Genomic DNA, 18,274 nt, shown 5'->3' with positions numbered 1-18,274 from the left:
TCCACATGACGATTCACGAAAACGAAACGTCGACGCACGGGCCGCGCCGCCCCGAGGGGATGTACCAGGTTCCCATGCGCATCATCATCAATCTGACACATGCCCGGGTCACACTCGCGGCGCACCCGGCAGTACCCACAAGTTTCATTGCAGTACCGCAGTCTTCCCACATATAAGAAAGAGGAAAACCATGAGCCGTACTACACGTCTGTGGCCGCTGGCCGCATTGGCCGCCGCATGCCTGTCCGCCTGTGGCGGCAGCGATTCCGGCAGCAGCAGCGCCACCCCCGCCGCCACGACGTCAGGCGTCGTCACCGGCAGCTACTTCGAGCACGCCAAGGTTTGTATCGACGCCAACAACAATGGCGCCTGCGACAGCAGCGAAGCTTCGGTCTTTACCGACGCCAAGGGCGCCTTCACGGTAAGCGGCCAGGGCCCGGTGGTAGCCGAGATCGGCACGGACGCCTTCCGTAACGACGACACGGGTGCCCACGCCGCCGTGACGCGCAAGCTGGTGTTCCGCGCGCCGGCCAGCGCCAATGGCGTGGTCAGCGCCATCTCCACCGAACTGGCCGCGCTGATGGACAGCAACGGCGGCAACCTCGACGCCGCGCGCACCCAGCTGGCAGATCGCCTGGGCGTGGCCGCAGACAAGCTGCTGGAAGACCACAACAAGGAAACGGACACCAAGATCAAGGCCGCACTGCAGGGCGAGATCGAGCAGGCCATCGAACTGATCGCCAACGCCGTGGCAGCCGGCGGCGATATCGCCACGGCCATCAAGAACGGCGTGGCCCAGCGCGTGGCGCTGAACAACATCAAGACCGTGGTGGTGATCTACGCCGAAAACCGCGGCTTCGACAACCTGTACGGCCTGTTCCCGGGCGCCAACGGCATTCCGGGTGTGAACCCCAGCGCCGTGGGCACCGTGACCCCGCAGAAGGATTTCGACAACTCCACGCTGGCGTCGCTGCCGCCGACCTGGGGTGGTTTCACCGCCGCGGGCCAGACCGTGACGCTGGACGCATCGCAAACCGTGGGCTGGGCCAACAAGCCGTTCCGCATCGACGATCCGTCAGGTGTCAACGGCACCGGCGTGGTGGTGAACCAGAGCGTGGTCACGCGCGACCTGGTGCACAAGTTCTACCAGAACCAGATGCAGATCAACGGCGGCAAGAACGACAAGTTCGCAGCATTCTCCGACGCCGGCGGCATCACCATGGGCTACTACGATGGCAGCAGCATGGCGATGTGGAAGATGGCCAAGGACTTCGTGCTGGCCGACAACTTCTTCATGGGTGCGTTCGGCGGCTCGTTCCTGAACCACCAGTACCTGGTCTGCGCGTGCGTGCCGACGTACCCGAACGCCGACACGTCCGTGGCATCGGGCTCGATCGCTGCCGTGGCCGCCGACGGCAAGAGCCTGGCACTGACGAGCACCAGCTCCACGAGCATCCTGAATGCCACGGCCTCGTACGTGAAGGACGGCGCCATCACGCCGAAGGACCCGGCCACCGGCATGTTCTACGCCGTGAACACGATGCAGCCGGCCTACCAGCCGAGCGGCAACGCGCCGGCCTCGACCGATACCTCGAAGCTGCTGGCCGACCCCAACGCTGCCAGCACGCTGCCGCCGCAAACCCAGGACACCATCGCCACCTACCTCGACAAGCGCGGCGTGGACTGGGCCTGGTACGCGGGCGCATGGAAGACCGTGTCGGCAGATCGCACCAAGATCTACAACAACACGACGCCGAACTTCCAGGCCCACCACCAGCCGTTCAACTTCTTCGCGGCGTTCAGCCCGGTTGACCATGCCGACTACCGCACGGCCCACCTGAAGGACTTCGACAGCCAGTTCCTGGCGGATGCCGCCGCAGGCAAGCTGCCGGCCGTGACGTTCTACAAGCCGCAAGGCAACCTGAACCAGCACGCCGGCTATGCCAACGTGGCCGACGGCGACGCCCACATCGTCAACGTGATCCAGCAACTGCAGAACAGCCCGCAGTACAAGAACATGCTGATCGTGGTGACGTACGACGAAAACGGCGGCTTCTACGACCACGCGCCGGTTCCGAGCGCCGACCGCTGGGGTCCGGGCACGCGTATCCCGGCGATCATCGTGTCGCCGTTCGCAAAGAAGGGCACCGTGGACCATACGCAGTACGACACGGCATCGATCCTGCGCTTCATCACGCGCCGCTTTGCCCTGCCGACGCTGCCGGGCCTGAAGCTGCGTGACGACTCGCTGGTAGCCAACGGCAAGCCGGCCATGGGCGACCTGACCAACGCGCTGACGTTCCCGGCGCAGTAAGACAGGCACTCGGCGACGAACAGGGGCGGCCCTCGCAAGGGGCCGCCCCTTTTTTGTGGCGGGACGGTGGCGGCGTCGGCGGATCGCCGACAGGCAGGCAACGCCGGAGTGGCTATAGTCGTGAGAGTGCCACCCCAGCGCCAAGGAGCCCGCCATCGCCGCCTGGCATTCCGACATCCCCGCCCGGCTCGACCGCCTGCCGTGGTCCGCCTGGCACTGGCGCGTTGCCATCGCGCTGGGCATCGCCTGGGTGCTCGACGGGCTCGAAGTCACCCTCGTGGGCTCGGTCGGTGCCGTGCTGGAGCGCCCGGACACGCTGGGACTCGATGCGACGCAGGTGGGCTGGTCCGGCTCCATCTATATATCCGGGGCAGTCATCGGCGCCCTGCTGTTCGGGCGCCTGGCCGACCGGCTGGGCCGCAAGAAGCTGTTCCTGGCTACGCTGGCGGTCTATATGGCGGCCACGCTTGCCACGGCGTTCTCTCCCAATTTCGCGTTCTTCGCGGTCTGCCGGTTCCTGACCGGACTGGGTATCGGCGGCGAATATGCGGCCATCAATTCGGCCATCGACGAACTGATTCCCGCGCGCGTGCGCGGGCGTGTGAACCTGGCGATCAACGGCAGCTTCTGGCTGGGCGCGGCGCTGGGCGCCGGCCTGAGCCTGGTGCTGCTGGATCCGCGCGTGTTCGGTCCGGTCTGGGGCTGGCGCGTCTGCTTTGCGCTGGGCGCGCTGCTTGCCGTGGCGATCGTCCTGATCCGCCGGCATGTGCCGGAAAGCCCCCGATGGCTGACGACGCACGGCCGTCATGACGAAGCCGCGCGCGTGATCGCCAGCATCGAGTCGGAGGTGGCACGGCGGCACGGACAGCTTCCGGCGGTGGACGCCGCCGCCACGGTGGCTTATGCCGGCAGGCCCGTGCCGGCGTTGCGCGAGATCCTGCGCCTGCTGCTGCGCCGCTACCGTACTCGCAGCATGGTCACGTTCGCGTTGATGGTGGCGCAGGCGTTCTTCTACAACGCCATCTTCTTCACCTATTCGCTGGTATTGACCAGGTTCCAGGGCGTGCCAGAGGAACGCGTGGCGCTCTATATCTTTCCATTCGCCCTTGGCAACGCGCTGGGCCCGCTGGTGCTGGGCCCGCTGTTCGACCGGATCGGGCGTCGCAGGATGATCGCCGTGACCTATGTGCTGTCGGGCATCGGACTGGCGGCCACCGGATGGGCCTTCATGGAAGGCTGGCTCGATGCGCGCGCCCAGGCGCTGTGCTGGTCGGCCGTGTTCTTCTTGGCGTCGGCGGCGGCAAGCTCGGCCTACCTGACCGCCAGCGAGGTGTTTCCGCTGGAAATGCGCGCCCTGGCTATCTCGGTGTTCTACGCCGTGGGCACCGGCACGGGCGGCTTTATCGCGCCCGTGCTGTTCGGCATGCTGATCGAAACGGGCAGCCGGGGGGCGGTTGCCATTGGCTACGGCATCGGCGCGGCCCTGGTGATCGTGGCCGGCCTGATGGCGCTGCGTTTTGGCGTGGATGCGGAAAGGCGCGCCCTGGAAGATATCGCGCCCCCGCTGGGAGCGGAGCGCGATTGACGATGCGGCAGCATTTTTGAGAACCGTCCCATTTCAATGAAGGCATCTGGCACGCAGACTGTTCCTGGCCGCGCAATACCGCGCAGCCAGAGACAGGAGCATTACCATGCAGACCACGCCATCCGTTGCCGATCAGACGGACCGGCTTGCCCGGGCGGAGCATCCATCCGAAGAACGGATCGGCCACGACCTTGCGTTGCTGGATGAGGTGAAGACGATCTTCGACATGGTCGGCTGGTTCATCCATCCCGATCTGAAGCCGATGACGATCGAGGAAATGAACCGGGCCATTGCCGAGACATGGTCATCCCCACGATGATCGGACTCGATACCAACGTCCTGGTACGGCTTTTCGCACACGATGGCGACGCGCAGTCCGAACTTGCACGCGATGTTCTGGACACGCTGTCGCCAGCCTTCCCGGGCTTCGTTTCGGTCGTAGTCGTTGCGGAACTGGTCTGGGTTCTGGCCCGCAGCTATCGGGCCAGTCGAACCGAAGTGCGACGCGCGGTGCGGTCGCTGCTTGAAGCACCCGCCTTCATTGTCGATGCCTACGACGTCGTGGAGCGCGCACTGAGACGGTATGCCGCCACGACGTGCGACTTCGCCGACTGCCTGATTGCATGCGCGGCGGCCGAAACGGGTGCCATACAACGTTGACTTTCGATCGGCACGCAGCCCGTCACGAAGGCTTTTTCCTTTTGATCGCCCCTTATCCCATAACATACGATAAGAACATTTAGTATGTTATTTCATACTTTATTTCCGTACACTATGATAATCGATAGAACATTCCGATCCCGGCGCCATCATGTCCGATCTGCACCTTCAGCTACGTTCGCTTCGAAAACTCCGTGGGTTTTCCTTGGCCGACATTGGACGGACAATCGGCATGGCTAGCTCCAACCTGTCTGTCGCCCTGAGCGGCAAGCAGGATGTGCGCGCCTCGACACTTGTCGCCATTGCCGCCGCGCTGGATGCCGAATGGGTTCTGGTGCCGAAGGAGCATTTGGCGGAAGTCCGGCAAACGCTGGCGGGCAAGGCAACCGGGCCAGACAGGGCGGCGCCGACTTCAGTGGATCTGCTGCTCGGGGACGAGGCATGAGCGACGACCTGCGGCCCCGCTATCTGTCGGTACACCTGCACGGCGTGCTGTGCGGCTACCTCTGCGAAGCCGGGCGCACCACGCGCTTCGTGCCAGGCGAGCATTTTCGCGGGGATCCTGGCCGACCGACGCTGAGCCTTTCGTTGACCATTCCCGGCAACGAGCCGCTGACCGGCACCATCCTGTCGAATCCGTTCCATCCTGCGGTCTATAACGTCGGTGGCGAACTGCCCCCCTATTTCGCCGGGCTGCTGCCCGAGGGCGAACTGCGCAAGCGGCTGGAGGCCACGCGCCATCACCCGGATGACCGCGACGACTTTGGCATACTGGCCGCCGCCGGCGAAGACCTGCCCGGCGCCTTGACCGTACGCCCCGCCGATCTCGATACGTTGCCCGACCACGCCCGCACCATCGGGGTGACGGGCGGCGCGGACAATCTGGAGATCGCGGTCGTGGAAGGCGCGACGGAGGGCGCTGCGTCGGTGTCGGGCGTGCAGAACAAGCTGGCACTGTCCACCGCGCACGCCGGCAAGCGGTACACCATGCCCACCCATGGCCGCCTGTCGGACCTGATCGCCAAGCTGCCGGCGCGCAACGATGACAGCCAGATCTATAACGAATATGTGTCGATGCAGCTGGCCCAGGCCGCCGGCGTCGCGGTGGCGGTGTGCCGACCGCAGCCGCTGGCGGCCATCGACGTCCCCGGCCTGGCCGATGCGCTTGGCGCGGACCTGCACTTCCTGGCGGTAGACCGTTTCGACCGCGAACCCGGAGGCCGGGTGCATGCCGAGGACGGCTGCCAGATCCTGACGCGCATGCCGGCACGCAAGTACGCCGGCAACGACGCCTACGTAGCCATTGTCCGGCTGCTGGACCGGCTGAGCGTGCGCGGCATCGAGGACGTCCGGCAGTTCTTCATGCGGCAGGCGGTCCATACGTTGCTGGGCAACAGCGACGCCCACCTCAAGAATTTCTCGTTCCTCTATCGCAACGGCACGATGCCGGAGCTGTCGCCGGCCTATGACATCGTCAGCGTGGCCGCGCTACCGGGCTTCCAGGCATTCGGACAGAACGTCGCCATCGATCTCCTGCAGCGCAAGCAGACGCTGGAAACGTACCGGGATTTCGCACGCGACGCGCGGATTGCCGAGCGCATCGTCGTGGCCGCGGTGAAGGACGCCGTGACGATGGCGCAGGACCGTTGGCCTGCGCTGCTCGATTCGCTGCCGACACCGGCCGCGATGAAAGCCGTGGTTCTCGAACGGCTGAGCACCCTGCCGCTGGCGCAGCTGCGCAGGCGATAGCCGGGCGCACGCATATCCTTGTTCGATACCGCAAGGCCGCCCGTGCCATCGGCATGAGGCTGGCGCCATGAAGCGGGGCGGATGGTCAACTCAGCCCGTCCAGCACCAGATGCTGTCCATGGATCGCCTCGGCCCCGTCCGATGCCAGGAACGCCACCGCACGTGCCGCGGCACCAGTGGATACCCACCGCGCCGGATCGGCCGACGGCATCGCCTGACGGTTGGCGGGAGTGTCGAGAATGCTTGGGGCAATGCTGTTGACGTTGATGCCCGAGCCCCTGACTTCGTGCGACAGGCTTTCCACCAGGCGCTGCAACGCGCTCTTGGACGCGGTATACGCGCCCATTGTGGCCGCACCGTTGGCGGCACCGCGCGCCGAGACGGCCACGACCTTGCCGCTGCGCTGGAACATCATTGCCGGAATGAAGTGGCCGGTCACGGCTACGAACGACCACGCGTTCAGGTCCATCATGCGTAGCCAGGATTCACGGCTCAAGGTGTGGGTGGGATCGCCCATCTCGAAGCCACCGGCCACATGGACCAGCACATCGACCGTGCCGAATGCGTCGAGAATGGCGGCGGCCACAGGCGCCATTGCCGTATCCGACGTCACGTCGGCCGCGTGCAGCAGCGTACCGCCGTGGTCGGGCTCGGGATGCGCAAACACGCTCTGCAGGTGTTGGAGGTTGTGGTCGATCAGCGCCAGCCGTGCGCCTTCCCCGGCGAACCGGCTTGCCACGGCACGGCCCAGCGCGCCGGCGGCTCCGGTAATGACGACATGACGACGCGGTGCCTTGGCTTCCATGGTGAACTCCGGCAAAAACGGTCCTTCCACCATAGTGCCTTGGCCGGGACTCCGCCAGCATGCGCCCGGGCGTATGCCCCGGCGCCGGACCGGTGTGCCCAACTGTACAGCGCACGACACCGGCATCTGTGTATGGCTGCCCGGGCGATGTTCGGGCAAGATGCCGCACCGCCCGTAGCCGGGCTTACCGCACCAGGACAAGGAAGTGCCCCTCACCCGTATCAAGCAGAGCGAGACCCTGCTGGCCGTGCTGGCCCTGATCGGCTCCATGGCGTCTCTATGCATCGGGACGTCGTTTGCCAAGAGCCTGTTCAGCGCCGTTGGCGCGCAAGGTACGGTTGCGCTGCGCGTCGGTTTTTCGGCATTGATCCTGATCACGGTCTGGCGGCCATGGCGCTTTGCGCTGTCGGGCGCGCATGCCCGCGCCATTGCCCTGTATGGCGCGGCGCTGGGTGCGACGAATCTGCTGTTCTACATGTCGCTGCGCACCATCCCGCTGGGCCTGGCCATTGCCATCGAGTTCACGGGCCCGCTGACGGTGGCGGTGCTGTCCTCGCGCCGGGCCATCGACTTTCTCTGGATCGCCTGTGCGGTTGCCGGCCTTGTCCTGCTTCTGCCGCTGGGCGAGGCGGCAACTCACCTCGATCCGGTGGGTATTGGCTATGCGCTGGCGGCCGGCGTTGGCTGGGCACTCTATATCGTGTTCGGCCAGATGGCTGGCAATGCGCATGGCGGCCAGGCAACTTCACTGGGCATGACCATGGCCGCGCTGGTTGCGCTGCCGTTTGGCGTGGCCCATGCTGGCTCGGAGATGTTCAGCCCCGGACTGCTGCTTTCCGGCCTGGCCGTTGGATTGATGTCGAGCGCGATTCCCTATTCGCTGGAAATGGTGGCGCTGAAGCGGTTGCCCCGCCGGACGTTCGGCATCTTGCTGAGCCTGGAGCCCGCCATGGGCGCACTGGCCGGGCTGGCATTCCTGCACGAGCAGCTCTCGGCGATCCAGTGGGTGGCGATTGCCGCCATCATCACGGCGTCGATTGGCTGTACGGCGACGTCGCGCGGCAAGAGCTGACGACCGTTCCGATTGCCGTATGCGAGCTAGTTGTCGGCGAACCAGTCGCGCGGCAGCCAATGCTCCCGCTGCGGCCGCGGGGCGCGATCATGGGCCCCGGGCAGCGACAGGCTGACTTCGTGCAGAAAACTGTCCTCAGGGTTGCGGCGCGCGGCAAAGCCACAGTCGCGCATGATCGCCAGCATGCGCCGGTTTTCGCTCAGAACGTCGCCACGCATGCCCTGCAGCTGACTGGTCCGTGCAATCTGCTGCAACCGCTGGATCAGCCGGCGGCCCAATCCTTGCCCTTGCCAGTCATCGGCCACCACCACGGCCAGCTCCGCCACGTTTTCGGCGTTGACCACATATTCGGCGTTGGCGACGATTGACTCGGCGCCATCCTCGGCGCGCACGGTCACCACCACCGCTACGTCGCGCTGCGGATGATGGGTGACAAAGCCCTGGACGATCTCGTCAGCCACCCTGCCCCCGGTCAGGAACCGGTAGTAGCGGCTTTCACGCGACAGGCCATCGACAAACGTACGCAATCCATCACGGTCGGCCGGACGCACCGCACGTACCGTCACCTGCCGGCCGCCGCGTGCCATCCAGCTCTCTTCGGAGATTCTCGAACCCGCCTTGTTGTCACCTGCCGCATCGACATCACTCATGGCCCACCCCTGACTTCATCTTCTGTAGGCAGGACTATAGTCGAAACCCTGACTTTTTCAAATGAAGTTAGAGTGCTATGCTCAAACCATGAATACGCCACCGCCGCCGATCTCAGCCGAGGACTTCGCGCAATGCTCAATCGCGGCCACGCTGTCGCTGATTGGCGAAAAGTGGACAATTCTTATCTTGCGGGATGTGTTCTCGGGCATCCAGCGTTTCGACGATTTCCTGGAGCGGCTCCAGTGCTCGCCGGCAGTGTTATCGGCGCGACTAAAGACGCTGACCGAGGCCGGCCTCCTGCGCAAGGTCAGCTATAAGGAACCAGGCGAGCGCGAGCGCTTTGCCTACCGCCCCACCCGCGCCGCCGTCGAGTTGCTGCCCGTCATCGTCGGGCTGATGCAATGGGGCGATGCGCATATGAAGCCTGACGGTCAGGGGCCCGCCGAAATCCGTTCGCGGGTCAACGGCCTCAGGGTGCGCTCGGCCTTGATCGACGAAGCGGACCAATTGGTCTCCCCGGCCGACATGCAGCTGATTTCCCTCCTGCCCCAGGCCGACAAGGCTGACTGACCACGCACACCTGCCACCGGCATACGCAGCGCTCACGTACGCCGCACGCACCGCGCCCGCACATTGCACCGCACCATAGCCGTGCAGCCGCCCAACTCTGGCGCCGCACCATGATGCATATTAGTGCCTTATGAATCACTAATATGCATCCTCGCGGGATTCAAAGTCTCCAAACCACCACCTGACGGAGCTGGCACACCGCTTGCGATATAGATCGCGGGCCGGTCAACGGCGATCCGCCCACCCCACACAGCACGGTTGCTATCCGTAGGTAGCAGTCGTCAGGACAACGGCGTCCCCAGAACTGGCCCTTTCGCGCCAGCCTCTCGGGACGCCATTTGTTTTTTGGAGCCCAAGAATGAACGGCAAAGCCACCCGGATCGATCTGCTGAGTCTGAAGACCCCGCAGATGCGCGCCTTCCACCTGACCTGGATGGCGTTCTTCGTCTGCTTCTTTGCGTGGTTTGCCTGTGCGCCACTGATGCCGGTGCTCAAGGGCGAGTTCGGCCTGACCCCGGGCCAGATTGCCAATATCAATATCGCCGCGGTGGCGGTGACCATCCTGGTGCGCCTGGTAATCGGTCCGATGTGCGACCGCTTTGGCCCGCGCAAGACCTACACCGGCCTGCTGGCCATCGGCGCGATTCCGGTGATCGGCGTGGCGTTCGCGCAGAGCTACGAGACCTTCCTGTTCTTCCGCCTGCTGATTGGCGCGGTGGGCGCGAGCTTCGTTATCACGCAGTACCACACGTCGGTGATGTTCGCGCCGAACGTGGTCGGTACGGCCAACGCCGCGTCGGCCGGCTGGGGCAACGCCGGCGGCGGTGCCGCCCAGGGTGCGATGCCGCTGCTGCTGGCCGCCGTGCTGTTCCTGGGCGTGGACCACGCAATGGGCTGGCGCGTGGCACTGATCGTGCCGGGCGTGCTGATGCTGATCATGGCCGTCGTCTACTGGCGCTTCACGCAGGATTGCCCGGAAGGCAATTTCTCTGACCTGCGCGCCCGCGGCATCGCCGTCAGCGGCGGCAAGGGCGGTGGCGGCTGGGCCAGCTTCCGCGCGGCCAGCGCCAACTACCGCGTCTGGATGCTGTTCATCACGTACGGCGCCTGCTTCGGCGTGGAAATCTTCATCCATAACGTGGCCGCCACCTACTACGTCGATCACTTCGGCCTGTCGCTGTCCGGCGCCGGCATGGCCGCCGCCAGCTTCGGCCTGCTCGCCCTGTTCGCCCGTGCGCTGGGTGGCTACGTATCGGATCGCGTGGCCCGCCACCGCGGCCTCGATGCGCGTTCGATCGTGCTGTTCGTCTTCATCCTGGGCGAAGGCCTGGGCCTGCTGGCATTTGCTCATGCCTCGGGCGTGGTCACCGCCGTGGCCGCCATGCTGATGTTCGGCCTGTTCACCCATATGGCCTGCGGCGCCACGTACGCCCTGGTGCCGTTCATCGACCGCAAGGCGCTGGGCGGCGTGGCCGGGATCATCGGCGCGGGCGGCAACGTCGGTGCCGTGGCGGCGGGCTTCCTGATGAAGGGCCTGGGCGACCTGCAACAGACGCTGACGTACCTGGGCGTGGCCGCCACGCTGGCCGCGCTGTGCGCCATCGCCGTGCGCTTCAGCGCAGAGCACAAGGCGCAGGAACAAGCCCTGTACGACAGCGCCCTGGCCAACTGAACCACATAGCCCCCTACAAAAGACACTCCGGACAAGGAAAGCATCATGAAGATCATCATCGTCGGGCACGGCATGGTCGGCCACAAGTTCCTGGAATGCCTGGCAGAAGCCGGCGCGCAAGACCTGGAAGTGACGGTGCTCTGCGAGGAGCCGCGCCCCGCCTACGATCGCGTTCACCTGTCCGAATTCTTCGCCGGCAAGTCTGCCGACGACCTTTCGCTGGTGCCCCAGGGCTTCTTCGACCAGCACAACAACATGCTGCTGCGCCTGAATGCCAAGGCCTCGGCGATCGATACGGCCGCGAAGACGGTCACCACGTCCACCGGTGAAACGCTGGCCTACGACAAGCTCGTGCTGGCAACCGGCTCCTACCCGTTCGTGCCGCCGCTGCCGGGCAAGGACCGCAAGGACACCTTCGTCTACCGCACCATCGAAGACCTGGAGGCGATGCTCGAATGCGGCAGCCGCGCCAAATCGGGCGTGGTCATCGGTGGCGGCCTGCTGGGCCTGGAATGCGCCAAGGCCCTGCGCGACATGAACCTGGACACCCATGTGGTGGAGTTCGCCCCGCGCCTGATGGCCGTGCAGGTCGACGATGGCGGCGGCCGCATGCTGCGCCAGAAGATCGAAGAGCTGGGCGTCAAGGCGCACACGGGCAAGAACACCGTGGAAATCGTCGACGGCGTTGACGGCACGCACCGCATGAACTTTGCGGACGGCACGCATCTGGACACCGACATGATCGTGTTCTCGGCCGGCATTCGTCCGCGCGACGAACTGGCGCGCGACAGCGGCCTGACGGTGGGCCCGCGCGGCGGCATCGTGATCGACGACAATTGCCTGACCTCGCACCCGGACGTCTACGCCATCGGCGAATGCGCGCTGTGGGACGGCAAGATCTACGGCCTGGTAGCCCCCGGCTACGACATGGCCCGCGTGGCCGCCCGCCACCTGCGCGGCGAGGCAGCCCGGTTCGCCGGCGCCGACATGAGCACCAAGCTCAAGCTGATGGGTGTGGACGTAGCCAGCATCGGCGACCCGCACGGCAATGTGCCGGGCAGCCGTTCGTACCAGTTCACCGACGAGCGCAAGCAGGTCTACAAGAAGCTGGTGGTGTCCGATTGCGGCAAGTACCTGCTGGGTGGCGTGCTGGTGGGCGATGCCGCCGAATACGGCACGCTGCTGCAGATGATGCTGAACCGCATCGAGCTGCCGGAGTCGCCCGAATTCCTGATCCTGCCGTCGTCGGACGGGCAGGCAAAGCCGGCGCTGGGCGCCGATGCCCTGCCGGACACGGCCCAGATCTGCTCGTGCAACAACGTCAGCAAGGGCCAGATCTGCGCCGCCGTGACCGACGGCGCCACCAGCATCGGCGCCGTGAAGTCGTGCACCAAGGCCGGCACGGCCTGCGGCGGCTGCGTGCCGCTGGTCACGCAGATCATGAAGGCCGAGATGAAGAAGCAGGGCATGGCGGTGAACAACCATGTCTGCGAGCACTTCCCGTACTCGCGCCAGGAGCTGTACCACCTGGTGCGCGTGGGCAAGTTCAAGACGTTTGACGACCTGCTGGCCGCCCATGGCAAGGGCCTGGGCTGCGACATCTGCAAACCCACCGTGGGCAGCATTCTGGCGTCGTGCTGGAACGAGTTCGTGCTCAAGGAAGAACACGCCAGCCTGCAGGATTCGAACGACTACTTCCTTGCCAATATCCAGAAGGATGGCACCTACTCGGTAGTACCGCGCATGCCGGGCGGCGAAGTCACGCCCGACGGCCTGATCGCCGTGGGCCAGGTTGCCAAGAAATACGGCCTCTACACCAAGATCACCGGTGGTGCCCGGGTGGACATGTTCGGCGCCCGTCTCGAAGAACTGCCCCTGATCTGGGAAGAGCTGGTGGCGGCCGGTTTCGAATCGGGCCATGCGTATGGCAAGTCGCTGCGCACGGTGAAATCGTGCGTGGGCTCCACGTGGTGCCGCTACGGCGTGGACGATTCCGTGGGCCTCGCCATCGATATCGAGAACCGCTACAAGGGCCTGCGCGCCCCGCACAAGATCAAGTTCGGCGTTTCGGGCTGCACCCGCGAGTGCGCCGAGGCACAGGGCAAGGACGTGGGCATCATCGCCACCGAAAAGGGCTGGAACCTCTACGTCTGCGGCAACGGCGGCATGAAGCCGCGCCATGCCGAACTGCTGGCCGGCGACCTGGACCGCGAAACGCTGATCCGCTACGTCGACCGCTTCCTGATGTTCTACGTGCGCACGGCCGACCGCCTGCAGCGCACCAGCACCTGGCGCGACAACCTCGAAGGTGGCCTGGACTACCTGAAGGCCGTGGTCATCGACGACAAGCTGGGCATCGGCGCCGAACTGGAAGCCGAGATGCAGCACGTGGTGGACACCTACGAAGACGAGTGGAAGAAGGCCATCACCGACCCGGAAACGCGCAAGCGCTTCCGCCACTTCGTCAACAGCGACCTGCGCGACGACAACCTGGTGTTCCTGGAGGAACGCGGCCAGGTGCGCCCCGCCACGCCGGAGGAACGGAACTTGCAGCGTACCCGCCTGAGCCACATTCCCGTGGTCACCGTGCCCGCAAAAGCAGCCTGAAACAAGGAGAACGTGATGAGCCAAGCCCACCATCCCGAAACCTGGACCGCGATCTGCACCTTGCGCGATATCGTGCCCAATACTGGTGTCTGCGCACTGGTCGACATGCAGCAGGTGGCGGTCTTCCGCGTTGGCCGCGGCGAAGAGGTCTACGCCATCGCCAATTTCGATCCCAATTCGCAGGCCAACGTGCTGTCGCGCGGGCTGGTCGGCAGCCTTGGCGAGCGCGTCGTGGTGGCCTCGCCGATCTACAAGCACCATTTCGACCTGCGCACGGGCGAATGCCTGGAGGCGCCCGAGCACTCGGTGGACGCCTTCGCCGCGCGCGTCTATGACGGCAAGGTCTGGGTGGCGGCATCGGTCGTCCAGCGCGAGGCCGAGGAAGAACTGGCCGCCTGATCCGCAGCCCCCTGCCCTCGCCCAAGCCCCAGCCTGACGACCCACACGCCTAACGCCCACAGGAAGATGATGTTCAAGACGCCCCCCGCCTCGTCTCCCGCCACCCCGGCCAAGCCACGGCTGGTGGTGGTCGGCAACGGCATGGCCGCCATGCGCACGGTCGAGGAACTGCTGAAGCTCGCGCCGGACCTGTACGACATCACGGTGTTCGGCGCCGAGCCGCACGGCAACTACAACCGTATCCTGCTGAGCCCGGTGCTTGCCGGCGAGAAGACCGTCGACGACATCATGCTCAATACGCGCGACTGGTACACGCAGAACGGCATCGAACTGCTGGCCGGCGACCCCGTGATCGGCATCGACCGGCCACGCCGCACCGTGCGCTCCGCTTCGGGCAAGGAAGTCCACTACGACCGGCTGCTGCTGGCTACCGGCTCCAAGCCGTTCATCATCCCCGTGCCGGGCCATACGCTGGACGGCGTGATCGCCTTCCGCGATATCCAGGACGTGGAAACCATGCTGCACGCCGCGCGCAACCATCGCCACGCGGTGGTGATCGGCGGCGGCCTGCTGGGCCTGGAAGCCGCCAACGGCCTGATGCGCCAGGGCATGGACGTCACCGTGGTGCACCTGGCCGACAGCCTGATGGAACGCCAGCTCGACAAGCCCGCCGCCGAACTGCTGAAGGTGGCGCTCGAACGCAAGGGCCTGCGCTTCCTGCTGGGCGCGCAGACGGCGGGCATCCTCGGCGACGACCGTGTCACCGGCGTGCTGTTCAAGGACGGCACGCAGATCCCGGCCGACCTGGTGGTAATGACCGCCGGCGTGCGCCCCAATATCGAACTGGCCGCCGGCGCGGGCCTGCGTTGCGAGCGCGCCATCGTGGTGGACGACACGCTCCAGACCTTCGATCCACGCATCTACGCGGTGGGCGAATGCGTGCAGCACCGCAACGCCACGTTTGGCCTGGTGGCCCCGATCTGGGACCAGGCCCGCGTCTGCGCCGCGCATCTGGCCGGCGCCGGGCATCGCCGCTACGTGCAGCAGGCCACGGCCACCAAGCTCAAGGTGACGGGCGTTGACCTGTACTCGGCCGGCGATTTCATCGGCGCCGAAGGCAGCGAGGACCTGGTGCTGCGCGATCCGCGCCGGGGCGTCTACAAGCGCCTGGTGCTGCAGGACGGCCGGCTGGTTGGCGCGGTGCTGTACGGCGACGTGAAGGATGGCCCGTGGTATTTCGACCTGATCCAGTCCGGCAAGCCCGTTGCCGCGCTGCGTCAGCGCCTGCTGTTTGGCCAGGCGCAATGCGAGGCGCTGGCGGCCTGATGGCCGTCCCGCCCCTGAAACGCACGCCATCATCGACCGAAGAGATTCAGCCGTGAACCTGTCAGACATTGCGGTGGTAGCCACCACCCCCACCAAGACGGTATCCACCACCTGCCCGTACTGCGGCGTGGGCTGCGGCGTGCGCGCCACGGCGCGTGCCGATGGTCAGGTGGAAGTGCAAGGCGATGCCGACCACGCATCGAACTTTGGCCGCCTGTGCGTCAAGGGCTCGGCGCTGGGCGACACGGTCAGCCTGGACGGCCGCCTGCTCCATCCGCAACTGCGCGAAGCCGATGGGTCGCTGCACCGCGTGAACTGGGACCAGGCACTCGACAAGGTTGCCAGCGGCTTTGCCGACGTCATCGCGAAGCACGGCCCCGACGCCGTGGCGCTCTACGTGTCGGGCCAGATCCTGACCGAGGACTACTACATCGCCAACAAGCTGATGAAGGGCTTTATCGGCTCGGCGAACATCGACACCAATTCCCGGCTGTGCATGTCGTCGGCCGTGGCCGGCCACAAGCGCGCATTTGGCGAAGACCTGGTGCCGTGCAGTTACGAAGACCTGGAACAGGCCGACCTGGTGGTGCTGGTGGGCTCCAATACCGCGTGGTGCCATCCGATCCTGTTCCAGCGCCTGACGCGCGCCAAGGAAGCCCGGCCCGACATGAAGATCGTGGCGATCGACCCGCGCCGCACCGCCACCTGCGAACTGGCCGACCTGCACCTGCCGCTGCGCCCCGGCACTGACGTGCGCCTGTTCAACGGCCTGCTCGGCTACCTGGCCCGGCACGGCCATGCCGACGCCGCCTTCGTCGACGCCCACACCGCTGGCCTGGACGAAGCGCTGGCCGTGGCCGATGCCGATGGCACCGACCTGCACGCCCTCGCCCGCGCCTGCAAGCTCGATCCGCAGGACCTGCAGGCGTTCTTCGAACTGTTCGCCGGTACGCGGAAGGTCATCACGGCGTTCTCGATGGGTGTGAACCAGTCGTCGGCGGGCACCGACAAGGTCAACAGCATCATCAACTGCCACCTGCTCACCGGGCGCATCGGCCAGCCGGGCATGGGCCCGTTTTCGCTGACCGGCCAGCCCAACGCCATGGGCGGGCGCGAAGTGGGCGGCCTGGCCAACATGCTGGCCGCGCATATGGAACTGGCCAACCCGGTGCATCGCGACATCGTGCAGGACTTCTGGCAGTCGCCGCACATGGCCGACAAGCCCGGCCTCAAGGCCGTGGACCTGTTCAACGCGATCGAGGCAGGCCAGGTCAAGGCCGTCTGGGTCATCGCCACGAACCCCGTGGTCAGCCTGCCCGATGCCGATCAGGCCCGCCGTGCGCTGGCCAAATGCGAACTGGTGGTGACGTCCGATATCGTCACGCACACCGACACCAACGACGCCGCGCACGTGCTGCTGCCCGCGCTGGGCTGGGGCGAGAAAGACGGCACGGTGACCAACTCCGAGCGCCGCATCTCGCGCCAGCGCGCATTCCTGCCGGCACCGGGCGAGGCGCGCGCCGACTGGGACATCCTGTGCGACGTGGCCCGTCGCATGGGCTTTGCCGGCTTCGACTACGCCGGCCAGCACGAAATCTTCGACGAGCACGCCCGGCTCTCGGCCTGGCGCAACGGCGAGGCCAGCGCCCTCGACGCGCCCCGCATGTTCGATATCGGCGGCCTGGTCGGGCTGACCCAGGACGAGTACGACGACTTCGAACCGGTGCAATGGCCGTACCGCGCCGCCACGCCGGGCGGCACGCAACGCCTGTTCGAAGACGGCCGCTATGCGTTTGCCGATGGCCGCGCCCGCTTCGTGCCCACGGCGGCGCGTGCGCCGGTCCACGCGGCCGACGACGAATTCCCGCTGATCCTCAACACCGGGCGCGTGCGCGACCAGTGGCACACCATGACGCGCACGGGCAAGGCCGCCCGGCTGTCCGACCACCTGCCCGAGCCGTTCGTCGACATGCATCCGCAGGACGCGCTGCTGTGCGGCGTGGGCGAAGGCAAGCTCGCCCGCGTGACCAGCCGTTGGGGCGCCATGGTGGCGCGTGTGCGGTTCGGCGGCGGCATTGCGCGTGGCAGCGTGTTCGTGCCGATTCACTGGAACGACCAGTTCAGTTCCGACGCGCGCGTGGGCGCGGTGGTCAATCCGGTGGTCGACCCGGTCTCGGGCGAGCCCGAATTCAAGCACACGCCAGTGCGCGTGGAGGAATTCCGCGTGTCCTGGCACGGTTTCGTGCTCAGCCGTGCCGCGCTGCCGGCCGATTCGCTGACGTACTGGACACGTATCCAGGGCAAGCAGTTTCAACGTTACGAATTTGCCGGCCGGGAAACCATCGCAGACCGCGCCGCCTGGGCGCGAGCCCTGCTGGGCGTGCAGGACCCCGACGCGGACTGGCTCGAATACGAGGATCGTTCGGCCGGCGTCTATCACGCGGGTTACGTGGTCAACGACCGGCTGGAGGCGTGTGTCTACGTGTCCACGCGGGCCGACCTGCCGTCGCGTGCGTGGCTGTCGCAACTGTTCGGGCAAGACCGTCTCGAAGACACCGACCGCATCGGCCTGCTGCTGGGCCAGCCGCTGGAAAAGACCGCCGATGCCGGTCCCACCGTGTGCTCCTGCTTCGGCGTGGGCCGCAATACGATCTGCGATGCCGTGCGCAAGCACGACCTCAAGACGCCCGCCGAGATCACCGCCTGCGTGAAGGCCGGCGGCAACTGCGGGTCCTGCGTGCCGGAACTGCGCAAGCTGCTTGGCGAGATTCGCATCGCGGAAGCGGCCTGACTGTCCTGAAGTAATAGCGAATCGAACGAAACGAATGATGGCGCGGTAGCCCAAGCGGCTCCCGCGCCATTTT

General features: G+C 66.0%; 15 protein-coding genes. 13 read left to right on the top strand and 2 right to left on the bottom strand.

Features of this window, described 5'->3' with window-relative positions; translation table 11 throughout:
- Positions 1 to 190 precede the first annotated feature (190 nt).
- The 6 genes from acpA to ACOABP_RS17590 all read left to right on the top strand — a co-directional run bounded on the left by acpA (position 191) and on the right by ACOABP_RS17590 (position 6,308).
- The gene (gene acpA / locus ACOABP_RS17615; protein WP_474229119.1) at positions 191 to 2,314 is read left to right on the top strand and encodes an acid phosphatase; all 2,124 of its coding nucleotides are present in this window, start codon (positions 191 to 193) and stop codon (positions 2,312 to 2,314) included.
- Positions 2,315 to 2,468: 154 nt separating this feature from the next.
- Entirely contained in the window at positions 2,469 to 3,899 is a 1,431-nt protein-coding gene (locus ACOABP_RS17610) for an MFS transporter (RefSeq protein ID WP_474230588.1), read from the top strand.
- 106 nt (positions 3,900 to 4,005) lie between these two features.
- Positions 4,006 to 4,218: a hypothetical protein gene (locus tag ACOABP_RS17605; protein WP_474229117.1), complete on the top strand. Its 213-nt coding sequence runs from the start codon at positions 4,006 to 4,008 to the stop codon at positions 4,216 to 4,218.
- Positions 4,200 to 4,559 carry a PIN domain-containing protein gene (locus tag ACOABP_RS17600; RefSeq protein WP_474229115.1) on the top strand — a complete coding sequence of 120 codons (360 nt, stop codon included), beginning with the start codon at positions 4,200 to 4,202 and terminating at the stop codon, positions 4,557 to 4,559. Before ACOABP_RS17605 ends, ACOABP_RS17600 begins: the two co-directional genes overlap by 19 nt.
- 151 nt (positions 4,560 to 4,710) lie before the next feature.
- Entirely contained in the window at positions 4,711 to 5,004 is a 294-nt protein-coding gene (locus tag ACOABP_RS17595; RefSeq protein WP_474229114.1) for a helix-turn-helix domain-containing protein, read from the top strand.
- Positions 5,001 to 6,308: a type II toxin-antitoxin system HipA family toxin gene (locus tag ACOABP_RS17590; protein ID WP_474229112.1), complete on the top strand. Its 1,308-nt coding sequence runs from the start codon at positions 5,001 to 5,003 to the stop codon at positions 6,306 to 6,308. Before ACOABP_RS17595 ends, ACOABP_RS17590 begins: the two co-directional genes overlap by 4 nt.
- Positions 6,309 to 6,393: 85 nt before the next feature.
- On the opposite strand, the gene ACOABP_RS17585 is transcribed toward ACOABP_RS17590, so the two are convergent.
- Positions 6,394 to 7,113, bottom strand: coding sequence for an SDR family NAD(P)-dependent oxidoreductase (locus ACOABP_RS17585; protein WP_474229111.1), 720 nt, complete (start codon positions 7,111 to 7,113; stop codon positions 6,394 to 6,396).
- Positions 7,114 to 7,318: 205 nt separating this feature from the next.
- Here ACOABP_RS17585 and ACOABP_RS17580 point away from each other — a divergent pair, with 205 nt between their 5' ends.
- Positions 7,319 to 8,185 carry an EamA family transporter gene (locus ACOABP_RS17580; protein WP_474229109.1) on the top strand — a complete coding sequence of 289 codons (867 nt, stop codon included), beginning with the start codon at positions 7,319 to 7,321 and terminating at the stop codon, positions 8,183 to 8,185.
- A 26-nt stretch (positions 8,186 to 8,211) separates the two neighbouring features.
- Here the strand turns inward: ACOABP_RS17580 and ACOABP_RS17575 are convergent, their stop codons facing one another.
- Positions 8,212 to 8,835: an N-acetyltransferase family protein gene (locus ACOABP_RS17575; protein ID WP_474229107.1), complete on the bottom strand. Its 624-nt coding sequence runs from the start codon at positions 8,833 to 8,835 to the stop codon at positions 8,212 to 8,214.
- An 88-nt stretch (positions 8,836 to 8,923) separates the two neighbouring features.
- Between ACOABP_RS17575 and ACOABP_RS17570 the strand changes: the two genes are divergently transcribed.
- From ACOABP_RS17570 to ACOABP_RS17545, 6 genes are all read left to right on the top strand, one after another.
- Complete coding sequence (locus tag ACOABP_RS17570) at positions 8,924 to 9,406, top strand: winged helix-turn-helix transcriptional regulator (RefSeq protein ID WP_474229105.1); 483 nt, start codon at positions 8,924 to 8,926, stop codon at positions 9,404 to 9,406.
- 358 nt (positions 9,407 to 9,764) lie between these two features.
- Positions 9,765 to 11,078, top strand: coding sequence for an MFS transporter (locus ACOABP_RS17565; protein WP_474229104.1), 1,314 nt, complete (start codon positions 9,765 to 9,767; stop codon positions 11,076 to 11,078).
- 45 nt (positions 11,079 to 11,123) lie between these two features.
- A complete protein-coding gene (gene nirB / locus ACOABP_RS17560; protein WP_474229102.1) occupies positions 11,124 to 13,685 on the top strand; it encodes a nitrite reductase large subunit NirB in 2,562 nt (853 codons plus the stop codon).
- A gap of 15 nt (positions 13,686 to 13,700) precedes the next feature.
- The gene (gene nirD / locus ACOABP_RS17555) at positions 13,701 to 14,084 is read left to right on the top strand and encodes a nitrite reductase small subunit NirD (protein ID WP_066737193.1); all 384 of its coding nucleotides are present in this window, start codon (positions 13,701 to 13,703) and stop codon (positions 14,082 to 14,084) included.
- A gap of 69 nt (positions 14,085 to 14,153) precedes the next feature.
- A complete protein-coding gene (locus ACOABP_RS17550; RefSeq protein ID WP_474230587.1) occupies positions 14,154 to 15,410 on the top strand; it encodes an NAD(P)/FAD-dependent oxidoreductase in 1,257 nt (418 codons plus the stop codon).
- Positions 15,411 to 15,462: 52 nt separating this feature from the next.
- Positions 15,463 to 18,201, top strand: a complete 2,739-nt coding sequence (locus tag ACOABP_RS17545) for a molybdopterin-dependent oxidoreductase (protein WP_474229100.1) — start codon at positions 15,463 to 15,465, stop codon at positions 18,199 to 18,201.
- Positions 18,202 to 18,274: the final 73 nt, after the last annotated feature.

The organism is Cupriavidus sp. HE11, assembly GCF_056097175.1.
The sequence above is the reverse complement of the archived record's forward strand: the minus strand, read 5'-3'. Positions and strand labels throughout refer to the sequence as shown.